Annotated in this window: 21 protein-coding genes; 16 read left to right on the forward strand and 5 right to left on the reverse strand. The window is 62.6% G+C overall.

Annotated features, from left to right (window positions below):
* The first annotated feature begins 12 nt into the window (after positions 1–12).
* Complete coding sequence (locus tag CGL56_RS02260) at positions 13–636, forward strand: hypothetical protein (RefSeq protein WP_099104867.1); 624 nt, start codon at positions 13–15, stop codon at positions 634–636.
* Between the two features lie 63 nt (positions 637–699).
* Complete coding sequence (locus tag CGL56_RS02265; protein WP_099104868.1) at positions 700–1,500, forward strand: SDR family oxidoreductase; 801 nt, start codon at positions 700–702, stop codon at positions 1,498–1,500.
* Here the strand turns inward: CGL56_RS02265 and CGL56_RS02270 are convergent.
* Entirely contained in the window at positions 1,473–2,717 is a 1,245-nt protein-coding gene (locus CGL56_RS02270) for an O-antigen ligase family protein (RefSeq protein WP_099104869.1), read from the reverse strand. The genes CGL56_RS02265 and CGL56_RS02270 overlap by 28 nt on opposite strands.
* Positions 2,718–2,782: 65 nt before the next feature.
* Here CGL56_RS02270 and pheS point away from each other — a divergent pair, with 65 nt between their 5' ends.
* Positions 2,783–3,835, forward strand: coding sequence for a phenylalanine--tRNA ligase subunit alpha (gene pheS / locus CGL56_RS02275; RefSeq protein WP_099104870.1), 1,053 nt, complete (start codon positions 2,783–2,785; stop codon positions 3,833–3,835).
* Between the two features lie 16 nt (positions 3,836–3,851).
* Here pheS and CGL56_RS02280 read toward each other — a convergent pair whose 3' ends face one another.
* Entirely contained in the window at positions 3,852–4,730 is an 879-nt protein-coding gene (locus CGL56_RS02280; RefSeq protein ID WP_099104871.1) for a UbiA-like polyprenyltransferase, read from the reverse strand.
* 158 nt (positions 4,731–4,888) lie between these two features.
* Here CGL56_RS02280 and CGL56_RS02285 point away from each other — a divergent pair, with 158 nt between their 5' ends.
* The 11 genes from CGL56_RS02285 to CGL56_RS02335 all read left to right on the forward strand — a co-directional run bounded on the left by CGL56_RS02285 (position 4,889) and on the right by CGL56_RS02335 (position 16,252).
* A complete protein-coding gene (locus CGL56_RS02285; RefSeq protein ID WP_099104872.1) occupies positions 4,889–6,184 on the forward strand; it encodes an LVIVD repeat-containing protein in 1,296 nt (431 codons plus the stop codon).
* A gap of 6 nt (positions 6,185–6,190) precedes the next feature.
* On the forward strand, positions 6,191–6,787 hold the full coding sequence (locus CGL56_RS02290; RefSeq protein WP_099104873.1) for a hypothetical protein: 597 nt from the start codon (positions 6,191–6,193) through the stop codon (positions 6,785–6,787).
* A gap of 7 nt (positions 6,788–6,794) precedes the next feature.
* The gene (locus CGL56_RS02295) at positions 6,795–7,346 is read left to right on the forward strand and encodes an RNA polymerase sigma factor (protein WP_099104874.1); all 552 of its coding nucleotides are present in this window, start codon (positions 6,795–6,797) and stop codon (positions 7,344–7,346) included.
* Positions 7,336–8,592, forward strand: coding sequence for a hypothetical protein (locus CGL56_RS18000; protein WP_143470577.1), 1,257 nt, complete (start codon positions 7,336–7,338; stop codon positions 8,590–8,592). The genes CGL56_RS02295 and CGL56_RS18000 overlap by 11 nt, the downstream gene beginning before the upstream one ends.
* A gap of 105 nt (positions 8,593–8,697) precedes the next feature.
* Positions 8,698–9,099, forward strand: a complete 402-nt coding sequence (locus CGL56_RS02305; RefSeq protein WP_099104876.1) for a hypothetical protein — start codon at positions 8,698–8,700, stop codon at positions 9,097–9,099.
* A 41-nt stretch (positions 9,100–9,140) separates the two neighbouring features.
* Entirely contained in the window at positions 9,141–9,623 is a 483-nt protein-coding gene (locus CGL56_RS02310) for an acyl-CoA thioesterase (RefSeq protein ID WP_245183941.1), read from the forward strand.
* A gap of 13 nt (positions 9,624–9,636) precedes the next feature.
* Entirely contained in the window at positions 9,637–10,410 is a 774-nt protein-coding gene (locus CGL56_RS02315) for an exodeoxyribonuclease III (RefSeq protein WP_099104878.1), read from the forward strand.
* A 4-nt stretch (positions 10,411–10,414) separates the two neighbouring features.
* Complete coding sequence (locus tag CGL56_RS02320) at positions 10,415–11,539, forward strand: cysteine desulfurase family protein (RefSeq protein ID WP_099104879.1); 1,125 nt, start codon at positions 10,415–10,417, stop codon at positions 11,537–11,539.
* Positions 11,540–11,669: 130 nt separating this feature from the next.
* The gene (gene gatB / locus CGL56_RS02325; protein WP_099104880.1) at positions 11,670–13,097 is read left to right on the forward strand and encodes an Asp-tRNA(Asn)/Glu-tRNA(Gln) amidotransferase subunit GatB; all 1,428 of its coding nucleotides are present in this window, start codon (positions 11,670–11,672) and stop codon (positions 13,095–13,097) included.
* A gap of 79 nt (positions 13,098–13,176) precedes the next feature.
* Positions 13,177–14,718 (forward strand): cryptochrome/photolyase family protein, encoded by a 1,542-nt coding sequence (locus CGL56_RS02330; RefSeq protein WP_099104881.1) that lies wholly within the window; start codon positions 13,177–13,179, stop codon positions 14,716–14,718.
* Positions 14,719–14,800: 82 nt separating this feature from the next.
* Positions 14,801–16,252, forward strand: coding sequence for an MBOAT family O-acyltransferase (locus CGL56_RS02335; protein WP_099104882.1), 1,452 nt, complete (start codon positions 14,801–14,803; stop codon positions 16,250–16,252).
* Here the strand turns inward: CGL56_RS02335 and CGL56_RS02340 are convergent.
* Positions 16,233–17,144, reverse strand: coding sequence for a hypothetical protein (locus CGL56_RS02340; RefSeq protein WP_099104883.1), 912 nt, complete (start codon positions 17,142–17,144; stop codon positions 16,233–16,235). The genes CGL56_RS02335 and CGL56_RS02340 overlap by 20 nt on opposite strands.
* Positions 17,145–17,346: 202 nt before the next feature.
* Here CGL56_RS02340 and sucC point away from each other — a divergent pair, with 202 nt between their 5' ends.
* Complete coding sequence (gene sucC / locus CGL56_RS02345) at positions 17,347–18,549, forward strand: ADP-forming succinate--CoA ligase subunit beta (protein WP_099104884.1); 1,203 nt, start codon at positions 17,347–17,349, stop codon at positions 18,547–18,549.
* 67 nt (positions 18,550–18,616) lie between these two features.
* On the opposite strand, the gene CGL56_RS02350 is transcribed toward sucC, so the two are convergent.
* Together CGL56_RS02350 and CGL56_RS02355 are read right to left on the reverse strand one after the other, a co-directional pair.
* Positions 18,617–19,297 (reverse strand): hypothetical protein, encoded by a 681-nt coding sequence (locus tag CGL56_RS02350; protein WP_099104885.1) that lies wholly within the window; start codon positions 19,295–19,297, stop codon positions 18,617–18,619.
* A gap of 65 nt (positions 19,298–19,362) precedes the next feature.
* Positions 19,363–22,863: a pyruvate carboxylase gene (locus tag CGL56_RS02355; RefSeq protein WP_099104886.1), complete on the reverse strand. Its 3,501-nt coding sequence runs from the start codon at positions 22,861–22,863 to the stop codon at positions 19,363–19,365.
* 198 nt (positions 22,864–23,061) lie between these two features.
* Between CGL56_RS02355 and CGL56_RS02360 the strand changes: the two genes are divergently transcribed.
* A complete protein-coding gene (locus CGL56_RS02360) occupies positions 23,062–24,282 on the forward strand; it encodes a DUF4856 domain-containing protein (protein WP_099104887.1) in 1,221 nt (406 codons plus the stop codon).
* Positions 24,283–24,287 lie beyond the last annotated feature (5 nt).

Here is a 24,287-nt window from a genome sequence, read left to right on the forward strand (position 1 = left end):
TGTCTGTACTCCATGCGCATCTACCGCCTTACCCTTTTCCTTTTCTTTCTGGCGTCGGTTTCGGCCTACGCCCAGACCCCCATGGCCGCTCCCGACAAGGAGCCGGTAAAGAGCTACGAAGACGCTAGCCGCTGGACCGAGGTCGACGACCTGGACGGCCGCTTCCGCATTCACACTCCCGGCCCGCTGTCCCATAAGGCGGATACCCTGACCACCGCCGTGGGCGATCAGGTATTCCATACCTACTTCTTCAAGGTGCCCGACCTGCAACGGGCCGAAAACCTGATCTACGTGCTGAGTTACGTGGACTATCCGCCCGGTGCACTCCACCAGGACAGCACGGAACTGGTGGAAGAACTACTGTTGTCCACCCAGGAATCCGCCGCGGAAGCCCTGAGGGGGGAAGTGATCTACGCCACGGAACGGGCGGTGGAGGGCTTCCCCGGCCGCCTGTGGCGGATCGACTACAAAGACGGAGAGGCCAGCGCCCGCACCCTGGCTTTCGTGGCCGGAGGGCGCTACTTCGAACTGAAGACCTTTGCCCTCACCGGCCGGGGTTTGGGGGATGCCTCGGACAAATTCTTCCGCAGCTTCCGGTATCTCGGCTCCGGCAACGAAACCCCGCAGAAACATTAAGCTGCCGGGCGGGGGCGACCGAACCCCGGCCTGTGGAGGACGTTCATCCGCGAAAAGGCAGCTATGACGATCGACCTCAAGGGACAAACCGCCATCATCACCGGCTCGAGTACCGGACTGGGCCGTGCCTGCGCCATCGGCCTGGCGCGGGAAGGCATGAACGTGGTCATCAACTACCACAGCAGCGACAAGGAGGCCAAGGAAGTCCGCCGCGAAATCGAAGCCGCAGGGGGCCGGGCGATCGCGGTACAGGCGGACGTGAGCAAGGAGGAGGAAGTCATCAAACTCTTCGAGGCCTGCCACGAGGAATATGGTCACCTCGACCTACTCGTAGCCAACGCCGGCCTGCAGGCCGACGCCGCCTTCACGGAGATGACGCTGGAGCAGTGGAACCGGGTGATCAGCGTTGACCTTACCGGGCAGTTCCTCTGCTGTCGGGAAGCGGCCCGCATTTTCCGCCGGCAGGGGGTTCATGAGCACTCCTCCGCGGCCGGCAAGATCATCTGCATGAGCAGCGTACACGACGAGATCGCCTGGGCGGGCCACGTGAACTACGCCGCCGCCAAGGGGGGCGTCAAGATGATGATGGAGAGCATGGCCCAGGAACTGGCCGGCGACAAGATCCGAATCAACAGCATCTCCCCCGGCGCCATCCGCACCGAAATCAACCGCGCCGCCTGGGAAGGGGAAGACGCCATGAACGAACTGCTGAAGCTCATCCCCTACGGCCGCATTGGCGAGGCCGAGGACGTGGCTAACCTCTGTACCTTCCTGGCCAGCGACGCCAGCGACTACATCACCGGGGCTACCATCTACATCGACGGGGGCATGATGCTTTATCCCGGATTCCGCTTCGGGGGATAGGCGAACGCCAGCAGAAAAGCGGTAAAGAGGGATACCCCCACGGAGGTTTCCAGGGTGTTCTCCACCAGGCAGCTCAGGGTCAGCACCACCCAGATGGCCGCAAAGCGGGGGTCGCGCCAACGCCCTGACCCGAAACCGATCAGCAGGAAGCTGGCTACGGTAACTGCGAAACCCACTACCCCACTCGCCGCCAGGGCGGTGACAAACTGGTTGTGGGGCCGCTTGGCCTCCACCCCCGGATAGGCTACCGCGTACCTTTCCCGCATTTCCCGCTCGAGGTTGCCGGGGCCAACGCCCCAGACGGGGTAATCGCGCCATACGTCGAGGCCGAGGCGGATGCTGGCGAGCCTGCCCTGGTCGGAATACTCGGCGGTATCCTGGCGGGCGTCCCGGTGGAAGAGCTCGTACCGCATGTAATCCGCCTTGGTGCGGAAGGAGGGTACCACCAGATAGGCCACCAACGGCAGAGCCACCAGCCCCGCCAGCATACCCCAGAGATAGCGGTGCCGCCCCAACCGGAGGGCCCACCCGCCCACCACTACCGCCCAGCCCGCGTAGGCGGTGACCAGTCCCGAACGCACGGCCAGCAGGTGTAAGCCCAGCAGACAAAAGGTCCCCAGCAAAGGCAACCAGCGGCTACGGTACCGGAACCAGCCGTCAATGCCCACCACCGATGCCAGGGCAACCAGCAAGCTGAAGCGGATGTGGTTGCCCCGGGGTACCGGGAGGGCCTGCCCCCTCCGGATGAGGTCGTTGAATTCAGCGAAGTGCAGGCCGTAGTTGATGAGTACGCCCGCCAGGACGACGGCTACGAAAGCGACCAGGCCCAGGCACGCCCGGCTGGCCCGCGGATCCGGGGCACCCGCGCTCCGCCGCAAAAAGGGTCGGGCGGCCCAGGCGAGGGGCAGCACCAGCAGCGGCAACTTGATACGTAATCGCTCCAGGTAATAGCCCCAGTCGGTGGTCTGGGGAGCCCCCAGCAGCAGAATAAGGTAAAGGCCCACCAGCCCCCAGAACAGGGAATTGGACAGCGCGTCCGGTAGCCGCTCCCGCCAGTAGGTTGGCGGCCCACCCGGAGTACCCAGGACAGCCACCGCTACGGTAAAAATGAGGGAGATGGAGAGCAGGGCGGGAGAAAAAACCAATCCGATCATCAGGCCGGACAGCCCGATTGCCACCAACCATTCGCTCCGGGTCATCCGATCAGTCCACGCCATCGGCCGTAAGATAGTCCGGGTAGCTCCTTCATGCCTATCTTCGCCCGCCAAACCGCCGCAGCACCATGGACGTATTCGAACGCGTAGCGCAACTGATCGCCGAAATCGAGGCCGCCGAAGCCCCGACCCCCGAAGCCGTAGAAGCCTTCCGCATCCGCTTCCTGGGCAGCAAGAACGTACTCAAGCCCCTGATGGGTGAGATGCGCAACCTGCCCAACGAACGCAAGCGCGACTTCGGCCAGCTGGTCAACCGCGCCAAAACCGTGGCCCAGGAGCGCTACGATGCACTGAAGTCCGCCGCCAGCCACGCTGAGGAGCAGTCCGCCGCGGCCGACCTCGACCTGACGGCCCCCGCCGAACCCCGCCCCCTGGGCAGCCGCCACCCCATCGCCCTGACCATGCGGCGCATCGTATCCATCTTCGAACGCATCGGATTCGCCGTGGCCGAGGGCCCGGAGGTGGAGGACGACTGGCACAACTTCTCGGCCATGAACACCCCGGAGGACCACCCCGCCCGCGACATGCAGGATACCTTCTACGTTTCCGAGGGAATGCCGGCCGGCCCCAACAATTCGGCCATGCTGCTGCGCACCCACACCAGTTCGGTACAGGCGCGGACCATGGAACAGCAGCAGCCCCCCATCCGCATCATCGCCCCCGGGCGGGTATACCGCAACGAGACGATCAGCGCTCGCAGCCACGCCCAGTTCCACCAGGTGGAGGGGCTCTACATCGCAGAGCGGGTGAGCTTCGCCGACATGAAGGCTACCCTGCTCCATTTTGCCCGCGAGATGTACGGGGAAGGCACCAAGATCCGCCTGCGCCCCAGCTACTTCCCCTTCACGGAACCGAGCGCCGAAATGGACATCTGGTGGGGACTGGAAACCGAACACGATCACCGCATCACCAAGGGAACCGGCTGGCTGGAAATCCTGGGCTGCGGCATGGTAGACCCGGCCGTCCTGGAAAACTGTGGCATTGACCCCGAGAAGTACACCGGCTACGCCTTCGGCATGGGCATCGAGCGGCAGGCGATGCTGCTCTACAACATTACCGACATCCGGCTGATGTTCGAGAACGACGCCCGCTTCCTGCGGCAGTTTGCCAGCGTGATCTAGGGACTGACCGCCGGATTTATACGTACATATCCAGCACGGACAGCCCGCCGAAAATCAGGCTGGCTATCCCGTTGGTGGTGAAGAACGCCAAGTTGATGCGCGAGAGATCGTCGGCGCGGACCACCGTGTGCTGGTAGGCCAGCAGCGACAGGAAGATGCCGCCGGCCACCCAGGTCAGTCCCCCAACTTCGGGGTATACGGTTTGCTGCCGGAGCACGGCGAGTACGACGATGACGGCGCACAGCAGGTGCAGCATCCGGCCGAGCCGCAAGGCCCCCCGGGTGCCGAGGCGAACGGGAATGGAGTACAGTTGCTCCTCCCGGTCGAACTCCTCATCCTGCAGCGCATACACGATGTCAAATCCACTCACCCACAGCAGCACGATGGCCCCGTAGAGGACCGGCAGCACCGCCCACTCGGCCGTGACGGCCAGGTAGGCGCCAATGGGGGCCAGGGCCAGGCCGAGCCCGAGGACAAAATGGCAGAGGTAGGTAAACCGCTTCGTGTAGCTGTAGCCCAGGATGACCAGCAGCGCCACCGGGGAAAGCGCCAGGCAGAGGGGGTTGAGCAGTCCTGCCGCTCCGATGAAGAGCAGGCAATTCACCGCCACGAAGACCAGGGCCGAGCGGGCCGAGATGGTACCCGCCGGAATTTCCCGCACGGCCGTCCGCGCGTTGCGGCTGTCGATGTCGCGGTCCAGGTAGCGGTTGAACCCCATGGCCGCCGAGCGGGCGAAAACCATGCAGAGCACCACCAGCAACAGGGTAAGCGGCCGCAGCTCTCCCGCATCCAGGGTAGCCAGGAAGAAGCCCAGCAGCGCAAACGGAAGGGCAAAAATGGTGTGGGAGAACTTGACGAGGGAGAGATAATCGTTTACCCGGCGCAGGGGGGTCATATCGGGGGGTTGTACTTCGCAAGTAAAAGCGGAGAAAGCAGAAAGGTTGATTCCGAGGCCCGGGGCGGGATATTCCCTCCACTTCCGGTAATTTTATCCTTTCCCCGCCAACGCCGGGCCGGCTCACCCGCGTCCTACCAGCCAATCAACCCACCGTTATGAAACATTTACTCACCCTTCTGTGCTGCACGCTGCTCCTAACGGGCTGCCTGGAGGAGGAATGTACCGACGTGGTCACCTATACGGCCTACCACCCGGTGGTGCTGACGGCCGCCGAGTGGCGCAGTGACGACTTCAGCACGACCGTCCCCCAACAGGTCTGTGACCCCTCCGCCTTCTACGTTTACGGCGACATCCTCTTCGTCCTGGACCGCAATGCCGGCCTCCACCTCATCGACAACAGCGACAACGCCGCCCCCCGCCCGCTGAAGTTCATGAACATCCCCGGCGGGGTCGGGCTGGCCGTGCGCAACAACATACTGTACGTAAACCAGTACATCGACCTGCTGGCCTTCGACCTCTCCGACCCCGCCAACCCGGAATTCCTGAGCCGGACGAAGGACGTCTTCGACCCGTATACCGACTTCGCGGCCAACCTCCATGGTACGGGAGACGTCACTGTTGCCTATACCGAAGGAACGGAGACTATGCAGGTCGACTGCAACTCCCCTTTCTACGGCCGCGGCTGGATGATGGAGGACGGTATCTTCTTCACCGCGGACCGCCAGAACCTCGACTTCGCGATGGCCGCCGCCGGAGCCGCCGGCGGGAGCAGCGAGCAGGTGGGCACCGGCGGCAGCCTGGCCCGCTTCACCATCAACCGGGGCACCCTGTACGCCGTCGACGAGAGTTCGCTGCGGACCTTCTCCCTGGCCAACCCCACCGAACCGGAGTTCATGGGCATCACCCGGATGCCCTGGGGGATTGAGACGATCTTCCCCTATAAGAACATGCTGTTCATGGGGGCCAACAACGGCATGCACATCTACGGCATCGACAATCCCCTGCAACCCGAGTACCTGTCCACCTTCGCCCACGTGCTGAGCTGCGACCCCGTGGTGGTACAGAACGACATCGCCTACGTCACCATGTGGGGCGGGGCCGACTGCGGCAACCGCGGCGACCAGCTATCGGTGATCGACGTAAGCGATCCCCGCGACCCGCGCGCCCTCCAGGAAATTCCCATGAGCAACAGTCACGGACTCGGTGTGGACGGCGACCACCTCTTCCTCTGCTCCGGTCCGGAGGGCCTGAAGGTGTATGACCTCACCGATGATGGCCGATTGGGGGCCGAAGTGCACCAGGCCACGGACTTTCCCGCCAAGGACGTGATCGTGCTGCCCGCCCGCCGCGAACTCATCGTCCTGGGCTGGGAGCAGGCCGGCATCCGCCAGTACGACTACGACGATACGGGCCGCCCGGCCTACGCCGCCGACATCTCCATCTGCAACTGACCCTTCATGCCCCTGCTGCTGCTCGTTTGCTTCACCCTCCTGCTGCCGCCGTCCCTGACGGCACAGCAGCGGCCTACTACGGACGGTCCTTCGGACCCGCCAGCGCGCAACTGGTACCACCAGCTCGGCGGCTCCGTGGGATGGGCCCGCAACGGGAACAACGACTTCGGGCCGGCGGTCGCCCTGGGCATCGGGGCCTATTATCACCACCTGCGGCAATTCGGCGGCCTTGTCGCCGGGGCGGGCATGGGTTTTGAGCTGATGAACGCCGACCGGGAGGAGCGGCTGGCTTCCCTGACGGCCCTGGCCGAGTACCAGCTGGGAAAGCGGGCCCTGCGGCCCCTCCTGCGGCTGAGTGGAGGCGTGGCCCTGCCGGTGGGCAGTCCCGGACAATCGCTGGATTCCCGGCGGGCCGGGGCCCTCCTTCACCCCTCAGTCGGGCTCCTGCTCCTTCCCCCATCCGGGCAGTGGGGGGCCATGGTGCTCGACCTCGGATACCGCTTTACCCGGGTGGACTTCGCCGCAGCGGACAACCGCGGGGGAAGTTTCGAGCGGGAGGTAAGCTACCGCCGTTTGACCCTGGGCATTGCTACCAGATTCTGATTCGCCCATGCAAGAAAACCAGGAAAGGGAATTGGTTAAGGCTTGTCTGGGGGGCGATCGTCGCGCCCAGGAAACCTTTTATCGCACCTACGGGCCCGCCGCCCTCCAGGTCTGCCGCCGCTATACGAATAGCCGGGAGGAAGCCATGGCCCTGCTCAACGGGGGCATGATGAAAGTCTTCGAAAAGCTGGGGCAGTTCCGCTGGGAAGGCAGCCTCGAAGGCTGGATCAAGCGGGTGGTCTTCCACAGCAGCATCGACCAGTTCCGCAAACAACGCAAGCGTCCCACCCTGGAAATCGCCGGCTGGGACCAGCCCACCCCGGATACGGCCACCCACGAGCTTTACGCTGAAGACCTCTGCCGCATGATCGATATGCTGCCCGAGACCAGCAAGGAGGTTTTCTGGCTCTTTGCGGTGGAAGGCTACAGCCACGCCGAAATCGCCGCCAAGTTGCACTTCAGCGAAGGCAACAGCCGCTGGCACCTCAACAAGGCCCGCCAGTTGCTGCGCGAACGCCTCAATCAGGAAACCCACAAATTCAACCGTTATGCCGGATAGCAATACGCCCTGGACCCCGGACGACGCCTTCTGGGATGAAGCGTGGGCCGATATGGAGACCCGCCTGGACCGCAAGCGCCGCTGGCGGATGCTGCTGCCCTTGCTGCTGCTCGTCGCCGTTATCGGGGCGGGGACGCTGGTGCTGTGGCCGGAGGTAGTGCCTGGTCCTCCGCCTCCCCCAAGCCCGATGGCATCGGTTCTTCAACCGGCCCCGGAGATGCCGAAGGCGACTACCCTACCTGCCCCGTCAATTGAGGATGCTGAGCTTGAGCAGGCCATTCAACCCTCCCCCCCGGCCGATCAAACCGGCACGGCCACCTCGAACGCCCGCCGTCAACCCACCTCTCCCCCTTCCCGGGCCGCTTCGCCGGGTACCCCGGCACCCGCTCCGACAGCCAATGAAGTGCCTAATCCGGTGGAGTCCACTGCCCCGACACCGTCACCTCGAGAAGTTGCCGCCAGGGTTTCTGCCCTTCCCACCCTGTCTTTTACCCTGATCGAACCGGCGTTCAACTTCGACCCGCCGGTGGTTCGTGCTCGTACGGAGGAGATTATTCCGGTTCAACCGTTTCAGACCCTCACCCTGGAGGCTGGGGCAACGACCTACCCAAACAGCTACTACCCCGGAGGGTACGTGGAATTGACGCGCCGCTTCCCTACCGGCCGGTGGTTCGTGCCCGTAGGGCTCCGTTACGACTACGGCCGCCGGGAAGTGACCACCTCCGGAATGGACGACCCCCAGGAACTGTTTGGGCCGAGTTACCCGGTACCCACCGCCGGCCTGAGCACCGCCCAGGCGCGGGAAGAGTTCCGCCAACCCCGTGAGCTGCAAACCCATACCCTGGCCGTCCGGACCGGCCTCGGTCGCCGTTTATCCGGTCGGCTCACCCTCGAAGGGGGACTGCAGGGTGGTTACCTTATGGGGGGCTCCGGCCCTACCTACGCGGTACTGGATTCCGCGGGGGTAGTGTCAGTAACCGTGGCCGAGGAGCGGTTTAGCCGCTCGAATTATGGTGGTGGCGGGACCCAGTTCGATATGTCCGCCGGAGGCGGCGGCAACCGCTCGGTACTGAATCCCGTGCTGAACCGCCTGTCGCTTTCTACCTGGCTGCGGGCAGATTACCGGCTGTCGGGGAACCTCCACCTCACCCTGGGCACCACCCGCCACCTCACCCCGGTGTACCGGGAAGGCAGTCCCGCCATGGAACGGCAGCGGCTGGAACTGGGCCTGCGCTGGGGGCGCTAGGCCGGCGAAGGGAAGGTCCTTGTTCTCACATGCTTATAGGGAGGCCAACGACTGCCTCCTTCCCGCCAGCCTTCGTACCTTTGCGGCCCAATTGCAGACCGCTCTATGAAAGAAGACATAGCAACACCCGAAGTAACCGACGTAGCCGTGGCCGCGGTACCTCGCCAGGAGGCCGGGGAGGAGCTGTGGGATATCTACCTGATCAACCTGCGGCAGGAACCGATGGAGAACATCCTGGTCACCAGTCAGGGCTACGGCAGCATCGACGGCGTGGACAAGACGACAACCGTACTGCGCCACTTCCACCAGAAGCTGGAGGCCCAGGATTCCCTGAAGCTTGAACCCATCCAGCCCTCGCTCTTCGCGATCACGAACGAGTACTGGGTCAGTTTCAACAACGGGAAGCACATGCTGGACAAGCGGTACACCTTCCCGGCGGGCACCATTAGCCAGGAGTCGCTCACCGAGTTGCCCGTACTGGGCCGCCCCGGAGTGATGATGCAATGAGCCGGCCGCTGCCCAAGCGCGTGGCGGAGAGTTTTACGACGATGTCGGAACTCGTCATGCCCAACGATACCAACCCCCAGGACAACCTCATGGGCGGTAACATGCTGCGGTGGATGGACATCTGCTGTGCCATCTGCGCCGGCAAGCACTGCGCCCGCCCCGTGGTGACGGCCAGCGTCGACAACGTGGCCTTCAAGAGCGCGATCAAGAACGGTGAGGTAATCACCCTGGAAGCCAGCGTTACCCGCGCCTTCAACACCAGTATTGAGGTCTACGTCGAGGTCTTCGCCGCCACCATGCAGGGTACCCACCCCCGGCGGACCCACCATGCCTACTTCACCTTCGTTGCCCTGGACAAGGACCATGGGTCGCCCGTACAGGTGCCCGAACTGATCCCCCTCACCGAAATGGAACAGCAGCGCTACACCGATGCCCTGCGGCGCCGGGAGCTCCGGCTGGTACTGGCCGGCCGGCTGAAGCCGGAGCAAGCCCCCCACCTCCAGGAGCTGTTCCGCCCCCAATAAACCTCCCCCGATCATGACCATCGCGACCTACAACGTCAACGGAATCCGCGCGGCCCTCCGCAAGGGACTCGCCGAATGGGCCGCCACCGTAGACGTGGACATCCTCTGCCTCCAGGAAACCAAGGCCGCCCCCGAGCAGGTCGAACTGGACGCACTGGCCGCCGTAGGCTACACCCACGCCGCCTGGCACAGTGCCACCAGCAAGAAGGGCTACTCCGGCGTCCTGACGCTGAGCAAGCAGGCCCCCGACCGGGTGGTAGAAGGCTGTCAGCTCGAGGTATACGACTGCGAGGGACGCGTAATCCGCACCGATCACGGCGACCTGACCATCCTCAACTGTTACTTCCCCAACGGGGGTCAAGGCGATCACCGTCAGGAGTATAAGTACCGCTTCCTCGATGATTTCCTCGAGTTTGTGCTGGAGCTGCAGCAGACCCGCCCCAACCTGCTGGTCGTAGGCGATTACAACATCGCCCACCACGAGATTGACCTCCACGCCCCGAAACGCAACGAGAACACCACCGGCTTCCTGCCGGAGGAGCGGGCCTGGATGACGAAGTGGTTTGAAAAGACGGGCTTTGTTGACGCCTTCCGCTACCTTCATCCCGAGGAGGTCACCTACAGCTGGTGGAGCTACCGCGCCAACGCCCGCAACAACAACAAGGGCTGGCGCATCGATTACCACAGCTACCCCGCTGCCCTGGCCGACCGCATCGTCCGCGTGGAACACCTCAAGGACGCCCTGCACTCCGATCATTGCCCTATCCTTATCGAATTAACCGACTGAGCCCTTGAACCGCATTTTCCTCGACAACGCCGCCACCACCCCCATTGACCCCGAAGTCCTCACGGCCATGGTGGAGGTCATGCAATCCACCTTCGGCAACCCCTCCAGCATCCACGCCGAGGGGCGCAAGGCCCGCAGCCTGATCGAGGCGGCCCGCAAAACGGTGGCCAACGCCCTGAACTGCAGCATCGGAGAAATTTTCTTCACCTCCGGCGGTACCGAGGCCAACAACATGGCCCTGAAGAACGCCGTGCGCGACCTTGGCGTGAAGCGCATCATCTCTTCTCCCCTGGAGCACCACTGCGTGCTTCACAGCCTGGAGGCCATCGCCGCCACCGGGGCCGCGGAAGTAGAAATGGTGAATATCGACGAGCGGGGGCACGTTGACCTGGCCGACCTGCGCCGCCGGCTGGAGGAGCAGTCTGCGGATACCCTCGTCAGCCTGATGCACTCCAACAACGAAATCGGCAACCTGCTGCCGCTGCAGGAGGTCGCCGACCTCTGCGGCGAATTCGGGGTGTACTTCCACTGCGATACGGTGCAGACGATGGGCTACTTCCCCATCGACCTGGAGAAGACCCGGGTGTCCTTCCTTTCCGGCTCGGCCCACAAGTTCTACGGGCCCAAGGGCGTGGGCTTTGTGTACATCAACAACGACAACCACATCAAGCCCTACCTCGACGGCGGCGCCCAGGAACGCAACATGCGCGGCGGTACGGAGAACGTCTATGGCATCGTTGGCCTGGCCAAGGCCCTTGAGCGGGCGGTGGAAGAACGCGAGGAGCGCCGCAACCAAATGGAGTCCGTCAAGCAGTACATGATGGAGCGACTGCGGGAAGTCTATCCGGAGGTACGCTTCAACGGCGACCCCTGCCGCAGCCACTACAAGGTGCTGTCGGTGAGCTTCCCGGAATCTCCCAAAGGGGACCTCTTACTCATGAACCTGGACCTGGCGGGCATCTCCGCCAGCGGGGGCTCGGCCTGCTCCAGCGGCATCGACGTGGGCAGCCACGTGGTGGGCCACCTCCACCCGGACTCCAAGCGGCACACCATCCGCTTCAGCTTCAGCCACCACAACACCCGCGAGCAGGTGGACTACGTAGTGGAGAAGCTGGCGGCGATGCTGTAGGGGGGTGGTCCATGGTGAAGTGGTCGGACGATTAAGTCGTCCGACGAAAATTCATTGGACGACTTAGTGGTCTATGTGAAATTCGTCGGACGACTAACCCGTCCGACCACTTACTTATCTTCGCCAGCCTATGACCACCTACGAAACCGTCATCGGCCTCGAGACCCACGTCCAGCTGGCTACCGAATCGAAGGCCTTCTGCGACGACCGCAACGCCTTTGGAGCAGAACCCAACGCCCACATCAGCCCGGTCAGCCTGGGATACCCCGGCACCCTGCCCTTCCTGAACGAGCGGCAGGTAGCCTTCGCCGTCAAGCTGGGACTTGCCCTGGGCTGCCAGATCAATCGCCGCAGCACCTTCGACCGGAAGAACTACTTCTACGCCGACCTGCCCAAGGGCTACCAGATTACCCAGGACGAAAGCCCCATTTGCGTTGGCGGCCAGCTGCCGATCCGGATCGCCGGAAGCGAACCACGCAGCATTCAGCTTCACCACATCCACATGGAGGAGGACGCCGGGAAGTCGATCCACGCCGAGGGCCAGGACTTCAGTCAGGTCGACCTTAACCGCGCCGGCACCCCCCTGCTGGAGATCGTTACCGAACCCGACCTGCGTTCCGCCGAGGAGGTGGACGCCTTCATGAGCGGCATGCGCCAACTCGTGCGCTGGCTCGACATCAGCGACGGCAACATGGAAGAAGGCAGCCTGCGCTGTGACGTCAACATCAGCGTCCGCCCGGAAGGGCAATCCGCCTACGGCACCCGCTGCGAGATCAAGAACATGAACTCGATGCGCTTCGCCCGCCGGGCCATTGCCTTCGAGGTAGACCGGCAGATTGCCCTGCTGGAATCCGGCGGCACCGTAGCCCAGCAAACCCGGCAATTCGATCCGGAAAGTGGTACCACCTCCGCACTGCGGACCAAGGAAAATGCCCACGATTACCGCTACTTTCCCGATCCCGACCTGCCGCCGGTAGTGGTGAGCGAGGAAGACATCGCCCGGCTGCGCGCCGAAATCGGCACCCTGCCCTGGGAAGCTTACGACGAACTCATCGCCCTGGGGCTCGACGCCGACGATGCCGCCCTCATCAGCGAGGACCGGCAGCGTTACGCAACCTTCCGCCGGTACGCCGCCGCTTCCCCGGCCGTTCCCGAACTGGCCAAGCTGTGGGTAAACCGCGTACTGCCGCATACCCAGGATGCTGAGCCCGCCCTCACCCCCGCCCGCTTCGCCGCCCTCCAGCAGCTCATCGCCGAGGGTAAGGTAAGCGCCGCCAACGCCGCCTCCCGCCTGTTGCCCGACTTGCTCGACACCCCCGGCGATCCTGGAGAACGCGCTACTGCACTCGGCCTCATCCAGAACACCGACATCAATTTCCTGAGCGACATCGCCCGGGAGGTGGTCCAGGCCAATCCCCAAAAAGCTGCCGCCTACCGCAAGGGCAAGAAGGGGCTCATCGGCTTCTTCATGGGCGAGGTGATGAAAAAAAGCGGAGGCGCTGCCGAGCCCCGGGAAACCCAGGCCCTGCTGCGGAATATCCTGGAGTCGCAAGCCTGACCACGGACGCGGGTGCCGCCCCAACCGCAACCGCGCTGAACCATGGTCCGCCGCGCTCGGTTAGGCCAGAAAATTCCCCTTGCCCTACGCCCGCCTGCGCCTCATCCTCGGCGACCAACTCAACGAAAACCACTCCTGGTTCCGGGAGGTGGACAACGCCACGGTGTATTGTCTCTTCGAGACCCACTCGGAAGCCACCTATACCCGCCACCACGTCCAAAAAATCACCGGTTTCTTCCTGGCGATGCGCGCCTTCGCCAACCGGCTCCGTGAGTTGGGCCACCACGTCGTGTACCGATCGCTGGACGAAACACTGGCCGCCGGTCACCACTCAATTACCGATTGCGTAAGCCACCTGCGACGCGAACAGGAAAATCCCGCATTTGAATACCAGCTACCCGATGAATGGCGGTTGGACCAGGAGCTAAAACTATATTCGGAAAAGGCTGGAGGAGTAGCCTGCGACAGCGAGCATTTCCTTTCCGTCCGGGAGGACGTAGGGCGGTTGTTCGCAGACAAGCAGCGCTACCTGATGGAAACCTTCTACCGCGAAATGCGCCGCCGCCACGACATCCTCATGGACGCCAACGGGGAGCCCGCCACGGGGCAGTGGAATTACGACCAGGACAACCGGGGGCGCATCTCCGCGGAGGTGAGCATCCCGGAATCCCCCCGTTTCGAAAGAGATGGAGGGGAGATCGTCACCCTGCTGGAGCGGCACGGCATCGCTACCATGGGTCGCATGCCCGGCAACCGCTTCACTTATCCGGTCACCCGCCGGGAGTGCCTAGAAGCCCTCTCGGACTTCTGCCGTCACAGACTGGTCCACTTCGGAACCTACCAGGACGCCATGACGACCCGTCATCCCCTGCTCTTCCACGCCAACCTGAGCTTCGCGATGAACACCAAGCTGCTTGGCCCCCGGGAGGTGATCGACGCCGCGATCAACGCCTGGCGGGAACGACCGGAAGAAATCACCATCAACCAGGTCGAGGGTTTCGTGCGGCAGATCCTGGGTTGGCGGGAATACATGCGTGGGGTGTACTGGGCGCAGATGCCGGAATTCGCCGAAGTCAACGCCCTGGACCACCGGGCTGACCTGCCGGAGTGGTATTGGACGGGGGACACGAAGATGAACTGCCTCAGTCACGCCATCAATCAGAGCCTGGACCTGGCTTACGCCCACCACATCCAGCGGCTGATGATCACCGGGAATTTCGCCCTCATCCTAGGGGCCCACCCGGACGCCGTGGACGCCTGGTACCTGGGCGTGTACATCGACGCCATTGAGTGGGTGGAGATCACCAACACCCGGGGCATGAGCCAGCGGGCCGACGGGGGTCTCATCGCTACCAAGCCCTACTGCAGTTCCGCCAACTACATCAACAAGATGAGCGACTACTGCCGGGGTTGCCACTACGACCCCAAGCAACACACCGGGCCCCGGGCCTGCCCCTTCAACAGCCTGTACTGGGATTTCCTGGACCGCCACCGCGAGCGCTTGGGGAGTAATTACCGCATGGCCTTCATGTACAAGGGGTGGGAGCGCAAGGGCGGCGAACAGCAGGCGGCCATCCTGGAACGGGCGGCCTGGGTGAAGGCGCACGTGAATGAGCTGTAATCCCGCCTGACTACGCGCCGAAGAAACGTGAACTGACAATCCGGGGGAAGTAAGCGCGTTTCCAGGGGTACACACCCCGCCAATGTCTTTTAACTCCCTGGAGTTTGCGCTATTCCTCCCCCTGGTATTCCTACTGTACTGGTCGGTGGCGGGTGATGGCCACCGCCGGCAAAACCTGGTCCTCCTCGGAGCCAGCTGTATTTTCTACGGATGGTGGGATTGGCGCTTTCTGGGCCTGATGGCCGGCAGCGTCCTGGTGGACTTCCTTACGGGACTGTTGATTTACCGACAGCCGCATCCGGGGAAACGCAAGGCGCTGCTGCTGGTCAGCCTGGCGTTCAACCTGGGCATACTCCTGTTTTTCAAGTATTTCAATTTCTTCGTGGAAAGCTTTGCCGACGCATTCACCCTGTTCGGCACCTCGGTTGATTCCTGGACGCTGCGGATCATTTTGCCCATTGGCATCAGCTTCTATACTTTCCAGACCCTCAGTTACAGCATCGACGTATACCGCAACCGGGTGATCCCGACCACCGACCTGCTGGCCTTTGCTTCCTTCGTTTCATTTTTCCCCCAATTGGTAGCCGGCCCCGTTGAACGGGCGACCGACCTCCTGCCGCAGATGCTCAGGAGGCGGACCTTCAACTATGCACTGGCCGTTCGTGGCCTCCGTCAGATCCTGTGGGGGCTCTTCAAAAAGGTGGCCGTCGCCGACAGCTGCGCGATTATCGTCAATGACATTTTTGGCCATTACGAGTATTATTCGGGGAGTACCCTGCTGCTGGGGGCAATCCTGTTCGCGGGGCAGATCTACTGCGATTTTTCGGGGTATTCGGATATGGCCATTGGACTGGCCCGGCTGTTCGGCATCAAACTGAGCCGCAACTTTGCCTTTCCCATCTTTGCCCGCAACATCCGGGAATTCTGGCAACGGTGGCACATCACGCTGACCCAGTGGTTCCGCGACTACCTGTTCAACGTTCTCCCGGGATCCCGGCGCAGCCGGTCTTCCCTCGGGCTGCGCATTCTGGTCGTCTTCCTCGTTACCGGATTGTGGCACGGGGCGAACTGGACCTTCGTCGTGTGGGGCGGGTTAAACGGAGTATGGCTTGCCGCCTCGCTTTATTTCCGCAACCGGACCCGCGGCGGTCTCTTTGGTCTGGTGAAGCCCGGGAGGCTGGGATCCAGGGAGGTGGTGCAAATCATTACTACCCAAATGACCTGTGCCCTGCTGCTCGTGTTCTTCCGTTCCCCCTCGATCGGCGACGCGATGCAATACCTGTCGGGCATCTTTTCGCCAAGCCTGTTCGACCCGATCACCTTTGCCAGCCTGTCGTGGCGTAACCTGATGGCCATCCCCCTGCTCACCTTCATGGTGGTCGTGGAATGGAGAGGCCGTCACGACGATTTCGCGTTGGAAAAGATGGGGCTTGACTGGCCACTGCCCCATCGGTGGATGGCCTATGCCGCCCTGCTCATCCTCAGCGGCGCGGTAGCCCGGGAGTCCATCCCGTTCATCTACTTTCATTTTTGATCGCCGGTAATTCACCCAGTCGGGTCACAACGTCGGAGGAAAAGCGAGCCGCTCCGGCCTGGTTCAGGTGATCGGCGTCCTGAAACATCGCAGGCGGATAGGCCCTGTTCAACCCATCAATCGTCGTAATTCCCCTTTCACGGAATTCTTCCAGTTTCCCTTGGTAGGCCGTCATTATTTCCGGGGGTACCGCCTCCACGTAGGATGGTTGGTGGGAGGAAACGACTACAATGGGGGTAATCCGTCTCAACTGACAGAGATTGATGATCGAATCCAGGTAGGTGATCATGGCGGTGCTGGTCCTGGCGGGCGGAAGGCCAGGTTGCCGGAAGTGGCGCTGGATCCGTTGACTTGCCGTATTCGCCTGGCTGTAGGCGACCGGCTGAAATTCCCCGATGAACGCCCCTTGATGCAGGTTGGGGTACAGCGTATGCTTTTTGATGAGGATAGCGAACAGCTTCTTCTTGTTAACCGGAAAGTCCTGAAACAACGACTTCAGGTCTAGCACCCGGAAAGCTTTGTTGAACTGATTGGCCGCGGAGGCTGCGTCGTAGAACATGAGATCCGTATAACCCGAAACATTGCCTGGAGCAAAGCTGAGCAGAACGGTATCCGGCCGAACCTCATCCAGAATGGCCCGCAGTTTCCAGTAGGTGATGGCGTAGGGCTCCGAGGTGACGGAAATATTCCGGGCATCCTCAAAGGCAGCCGGATTCAGGGATTGCCGCAGGTGGGAATCCCCCGCGATCAGGACGCGCGACGGCTCCAGCGGTAATGGCCGAAGTCGGTAGAGGGCCTCATTGATCCCGAACATCAGTATCCCATACGCCAGCAGCAGGCCGGCAAAGAGCAGAAACCTGCCGAGAAACTGTTGCAATTCGGTCTGGTGCATGAACAAGCCAAAGGTACACCGCCCCGGCCGCTCCCCGCGGGTGGTGCAACATTCCGCCGGGATTGCCCCTGGGTGAAGCCACCATACGGGGGCAACTTCGGGAGGCGGAAATCACTGACGGCGGGCAATTGGTGGAAAACCCGGCACCTGCCCTCCGTGGCCCAACTTTTTCCTACCTTCACGACCCACAAAATTTAAGCCAATGAACCTCCACGAATACCAGGGTAAATCCATCTTGACCAAGTTCGGTGTACCGATCCAGAACGGCTACGCGGCCGATACGGTCGACGAGGCCCTGGAGAAATACGACCAGCTCGCTAAGGAAACCGGCAGCCCCTTTGCCGTAGTAAAGGCCCAGATCCACGCGGGCGGCCGCGGCAAGGGAGGTGGCGTGAAACTGGCCAAGAACCGCGAGGAAGCCAAGCAGCACATCTCCAACATCCTGGGCATGCAGCTCAAGACGCCCCAAACGCCCGGCGGCATGGAGGGCCCTGGCAAGCAGGTCAACAAGATCCTCGTCGCCGAAGACGCCTACGCCCCGGACTTCGACGCCAACAAGGAGTACTACGTCTCCATCCTGATGGACCGCGAGCGTAAGCAGAACGTGATCATCCACTCTACCCAGGGCGGCATGGACATCGAGGCCGTAGCCGAGGAAACGCCCCACCTGGTGCACAAGACCTACATCGATCCCGAGCTGGGCATGCAGGGCTTCAACGCGCGGGAAGTGGCCTTCAACCTGGGACTGGAAGGCACCGCCTTCAAGAACATGACCAAGTTCATAAGCAAGCTCTACCAGGCCTACCTGGGCGCCGATGCTACCCTGATCGAGATCAACCCCTGCCTCCACACCGGCGACGACCGCATCGTGGCCGTCGACTGCAAGTTCAGCCTCGACGACAACGCCCTCTACCGCCACAAGGACCTGGCCGAGATGCGCGACACCACCGAGGAGGACCCCACCGAAGTGGAAGCCCAGAGCCACGGCCTGAACTTCGTCAACCTCGACGGCAACGTCGGCTGTATGGTGAACGGCGCCGGACTGGCCATGGCGACCATGGACATCATCAAGCTCTCCGGAGGTGAGCCGGCTAACTTCCTCGACGTCGGGGGCACGGCCGACGCCGCCCGCGTAGAGCAAGCTTTCCGCATCATCCTGCGCGACGACCGGGTCGAGGCCATCCTCATCAACATCTTCGGCGGCATCGTCCGCTGCGACCGCGTCGCCCAGGGGGTAGTCGACGCCTACAAGAACATCGGTGACATCAAGGTGCCCATCATCGTGCGCCTCCAGGGCACCAATGCCGACATCGCCAAGGAGCTCATCGACAACTCCGGACTGAACGTACGCTCGGCCATCTCCCTCCAGGATGCGGCCGAGGAAGTTAAAGCGGTGCTGGCTTAGTAAGCCGCGCGGCAAACGCCAACCATTTCCCAGCAAAGAGGGCCGCCGGATCACCGGCGGCCCTCTTTCACTTTACTTCGTCGGCTTCCTGGCGGATGGGAACTACGATCTCCCTCACCTCCAGCCCCAGTTCCCGCAGGTCGGGGAGGTCGCTGTTGAGGGGAATATCCCCAATCAGGCTGTCGGGCAGCCCCCCGGCCCCCACCCGCTCGGGAGCGTAGGTCAGCCGGACCAGCAAGTGCTGCAGTTTTCCGCCCCGCCAGTCGGTGACGGTGCCGCCGTAGTCCCACCCGAACCCCCGAAACTCGAAGGGGCGGCCATTCATCTCGTTGAGCTCCCGCAGGGTGGTGCCAATGGTCAGACCAGTGGCTGCGTGGGTCCAGTTGGACCGTGGGTGAAAGAAGCGGGCGCGGGAGGGCTGTTTGTCCTTTCCGAGTTCGATGTACAGTTCGTCGTGCTGGCCGGGAAAGAGGACATAACCGGGCACGGTAATGCCTTCGCCGGCTGGCAGGTCCCGGCTTTCCAGGTTGTCGGAACCATAGAGGTTTTCTACCAGTGACATGGGCATGCCCGGCTTGATGCCCCCGATGCGTTCGCCGGGAACGAAACTGCGGTCACTCTCCGCGGGCACGTCTCTCCCCCCGAAAATGGCGGGAGCAAAGGGTGGATCCGAATCGGGGGCGTCCCCGCTTTCCATGCACCCCGCCAACAGCAGGATCAACAACAGGTAACCGAAGCCTCTTTGCATACGACAGGGTTGAACTTTCCGAGTAAGACCGCGGGAGCCTCCGAAAGGTTGTGCCCCCGCCGGCCCTACCCCAGTTTTACGATCAAGTCATTGGCTTCCACCAGGGTTTTCTCCTTCAGGGGGATGAGGGTAACCTCTCCGTCCACCGGACTGGTGATGGTAGACTCCATCTTCATGGCCTCAATTACGAACAGGGGATCGCCGGCCTGCACCTCGTCGCCGACCTTCACCAGGATCCGGCTCAGGTTACCCTGGAGGGGGGAGCCTACTTCCCGTTCACCACTGGCTTTCTGGTGGACGGCGACCTTGCTCTCCAGTGAACGGTCGCGGACGGTGATGCTGCGCGTCTGTCCGTTCAGGCTGAAGAAGACCAGGCGGTTGCCCAGCTCATCCGCGTTGGTCATGTTCAGGTACTTGATGGCAATGCGCTTGCCGGCGCTAATGCGCACCAGGATCTCCTCATTGGGCTTCAGGCCGTAGAAGAAGGCCGGCGTGGGCAGGTTGGCTACCTCACCGTATTCCTGCTGGAACTCCTTGAACTCGGCGAAGACCTTCGGGTACAGTTGCTGACTCAGCAGGTCCATCATTCGGGGCTCTTCCTCGAACTCCGCACGGTAATCTTTCGCTACCTGGTCGAAGTCGATGGGCTCCAGGTGGGCATTGGGGCGGTCGGTGTAGGGCTCCTCGCCCTTCAACACCATTTGCTGCACCTGCTTGTCGAAGCCTCCCTCGATCTGTCCGAGATCTCCCCGCATCAGGCTCTTTACGCTGTCCGGGAAGTCGAGCTTGTTGCCCCGTTCCCGCACGTCGGCTTCCGTCAGCCCGTTGCTGGTCATGAACATGGCCATATCGCCCACCACCTTGGAGGAGGGGGTCACCTTGACCAGGTCGCCGAAAAGGCGGTTGGCCGCGGCGTAGTTCTCCCGGATGGTCGGGAACTGCTCCTCGAGACCGAGCCCGCGGGCCTGGGGCCGCAGGTTGGAGTACTGTCCGCCGGGAATCTCCGTATCGTAAATGGTGGCCGTACCGGCCCGCAGTTCCGTCTCGAAGGGATAGTAGTAGTTGCGTACCGTTTCGAAGTAGTCCGCGTAACGGTTCAGCAGGGGCAGGTCCACGGGGTTCTCCCGGGGGTGGCCCTGCATCATGGCAACGATGCTGTTGTAGCCGGGCTGGGAAGTGAGACCGGAAAGGCTGTTGATGGCTACGTCCACAATGTCGACGCCGGCGTTGATGGCCTCCAGGTAGGTGGCGCTCTGGATGCCGCTGGTATCGTGGGTGTGGAGGTGGATCGGCAGGGAGACCTCTTCGCGCAGGGCGGTGATCAGTTCCCGGGCGGCCAGGGGTTTCAGCAGACCGGCCATGTCCTTGATCGCCAGCAGGTGGGCACCGGCGCTTTCCAGCCGCTTGGCCAGGTCGATGTAGTACTGGAGGGTGAACTTCGTCTTGCCAGGGTTCGTCAGGTCGCCGGAATAGCAGATGCAGGCCTCGGCGAGGCTGTCGGTGTTCTCCCGCACCGTCTTGATGGACACCTCCATGTTCTTCACCCAGTTCAGGGAGTCGAAGATGCGGAACAGGTCGATGCCCCCGGCGTATCCTTTCTCCCGCCCTTCGTTGTCGTAGAGCATGGAGCCCCGGGCGGCTTCCTCGATGAACTTGATGATGAGGTTGTCGGGGTAGGCCTTGTACCCTACTCCGTTGCTGCCGCGCAGCAGCATCTGGAAGATGGTGTTCGGAATGGCGGTGCGCAGCTTGCGGAGCCGGCGCCACGGGTCCTCCTTGAGGAATCGCAGGGCGACGTCGAAGGTGGCTCCCCCCCATACTTCCATGCTGAACAGGTCGCCCGGCTGGTTGTAGGCGTAGCTGCGGGACACGTTGAGCAGATCGATCATCCGCATCCGGGTAGCCAGCAGGCTCTGGTGGGCGTCGCGGAAGGTAGTATCGGTATACTGGATGCGGTTCTCCGATTTCAGCCAGTCGACGAAGCCGTCGCGGCCCAGTTCCAGCAGCCGGTCGCGGCTCCCCTTCGGTACCTGACCGTAGGGATCGAAGGGGGGAACCACCGGCTTGAGGAAGGTACGGCTGGCGTCCTTATTCTTTACGTCCGGGTTGTCGTTGACGATGACGTCCGCCAGGTACCGCAGCAGCCGGGTGCCCCGGTCGCGGAAGTTGGGTAGGTTCATCAGTTCCGGGTGGTCGGGGATGAAGCGGACGGTGGCCTTGCCTTCCTGGAAATCCTGGTTCTCCAGCAGGTTCAGCAGGAAGCCGATGTTGGTCTTGACCCCCCGGACGCGGAATTCCCGCAGGGCGCGGTGCAGGCGCTCGGCGGCTCCCTTCAGGGTACGGCCCGAGCCGGTGACCTTCACCAGGAGGCTGTCGAAATAGGGCGAAATGATGGCCCCGGGGAAGGCGCTGCCGGCGTCCAGCCGGATGCCCATGCCGCTGGCGGAGCGGTAGGCAATAAGGGTACCGTAGTCGGGTTTGAAGTTGTTGGCCGGATCCTCGGTGGTCACCCGGCACTGGATGGCGTAGCCATTGGCCCGGATCTCTTCCTGGCTGCGGATGAAGATGGTGGGGTGGTCCAGGCGATAGCCCATAGTGACGAGGAACTGGGTGCGCACCAGGTCGATGCCCGTGATTTCCTCGGTGATGGTGTGCTCCACCTGGATGCGGGGGTTCACCTCGATGAAGTAAATGGACTCATCCTGGTCGACAAGGAACTCCACCGTGCCGGCGCAGTAGTAGTCGACGGCCTTCCCCAGCCGCAGGGCGTATTCGTAGAGCTTGTCCTTGGTTTCCTGGGCAAGGTTGGCCGCGGGCGCTACCTCCACTACTTTCTGGAAACGGCGCTGTACGGAGCAGTCGCGCTCGAAGAGGTGGACTAGGTTGCCCTCACGGTCGCCCATCAGCTGCACCTCGATGTGGCGGGGGTTCTCGATGAACTTCTCCAGGAAGATCGTCCCGTTGCCGAAGGCCTTCTCGGCTTCGCTGCTGGCTTCCTGTACCTCGGCCCGCAATTGCTTTTCGTTCCGGACGACCCGCATACCGCGGCCACCGCCGCCGGCCGCCGCCTTGATGATGACGGGATAGCCGATCCGGGCGGCCTCAGCCACGGCAACCGTGGGATCGGAAATATCCTTGTCGCTGTCCTGGATTAAGGGTACGCCCACCCGGCGGGCCAGCTCCTTGGCGGCTACCTTGTCGCCCAGCTGGTCCATGCTGTCCGGCGATGGCCCGACAAATTCGATGCCGGCGGCCAGACAGGCCCGCGCGAAATCTACATTTTCCGACAGGAAGCCGTATCCGGGGTGGATGGCGTCCACTCCTTTCTCCTTCGCCAGCTCTATGATGCCCTTGATGTCGATATAGGGCCGCAGCGGTTCGTCGTCGGGACCGATCTGGTAGCTCTCGTCGGCCTTATAGCGGTGGAGGCTGTACCGGTCCTCATACGTATATATGGCTACGGTCCGCATCTGCAGCTCGCTGGCGGCCCGCAGGATCCGGATCGCGATCTCTCCGCGGTTGGCGACTAATATTTTTTTGAAACGCTTTCTGTCTTGGGTTGCCATGGGTACTCTCTTGGGGTGCGGGAAGATAAGCAGGTAGGCGGTACTCCCCTACCCCGGGGCACACGGAATCCAGAGCGTATTTACAATCTCACGGTTTTATTTAGACAAATTAAAAATAGTGTCCGTTTGGCTTGGTCAAGCCGGGGGGCATGGGCTACTTTTGTGCTTAATAAGACTGAATACAAATAACCCAAGACCATGACCCGTAACGCCTTGTTGTTTTTCTGTCTCGCCGCACTGTTCCTCACCGGCTGCCAGGAAGATGAGAACCCCACCCCTGAACTTGAAGTACCTGAAACCTATTCCTTTACCCGGGATGGTGCATCGACCGTAAGTTTCAGCGGCCAGTCCACCCGGATCGCCATGGCCGAAGAACTCGTTGACGCCTTCCAGGATCCTGCCAATACCACGGCCGAGCTGAACGCTATGTTCCGCAACGAGGGCCCCAACGGCGAGGACGTAGCCCCCTTCGCCTCCGCCGACCTGAACGCCGCCACCAAATCGATCCGCAGCAAGGTGGCCGCCAGCTACGATTACTTCTTCGCCGACGCCACCACCTCGGCGGTCATCCGCGATGAATTCGACGGCTGGATCGAAGCCCAAGTCAATGAAGTATTTCCCCGCTGGAACGAGCTGGCCAGTGCCGGAGTAGCCGGGCAGATCCCCAACGGATCCTCCGCCCGCTACGTCAGCGCCCAGGGACTGGAGTACAACCAGGTCTTCGCCAAGTCGCTCATCGGCGCCCTCATGCTCGACCAGACGGTCAACAACTACCTCAGCCCCCAGGTACTGGATGAGGCCGACAACCGCGCCACCAACGACGCCGGCACCCTGGAGGACGGCAAGACCTACACCACCATGGAGCACAAGTGGGACGAAGCCTACGGCTACGTCTTCGGCGCCGCCGACAACCCCGCCGAGCCCCTGCTGACCCTCGGCGACGACGACAGCTTCCTCAACGAATACCTCGACCGCGTCAACGACGACCCCGACTACGCCGGCATTGCCCAGGACGTATTCGATGCCTTCAAGCGCGGCCGGGCCGCCATCGTGGCCGGCGACTACGCGGAGCGCGACGCCCAGGCGGCCATCATCAAGGAGAAACTCAGCAAGGTACTCGCCGTACGCACCATCTTCTACCTGGTACGGGGCGCGGAATCGCTCGAGGGCGGCAATGCCCCCACCGCGGCCTTCCATGCCCTGAGTGAGGCTTACGGCTTCCTCTACGCCCTGCAGTTTTCCCGCAACCCCGCCACCGGTGCTCCCTATCTGAACCGCGAGGAGGTCCGCGAACTGCAGGAAGACCTGCTGTCCGACGGAGCCAATGGCCTGTGGGACGTTACCCCGGCCACCATCCGTGACCAGGCATCCACCATCGCTACCGCATTTGGCCTTTCCGTTGACCAGGCCGCAGACTAATTTGC

The organism is Neolewinella marina (assembly GCF_002631205.1).
Taxonomy (GTDB): domain Bacteria; phylum Bacteroidota; class Bacteroidia; order Chitinophagales; family Saprospiraceae; genus Neolewinella; species Neolewinella marina.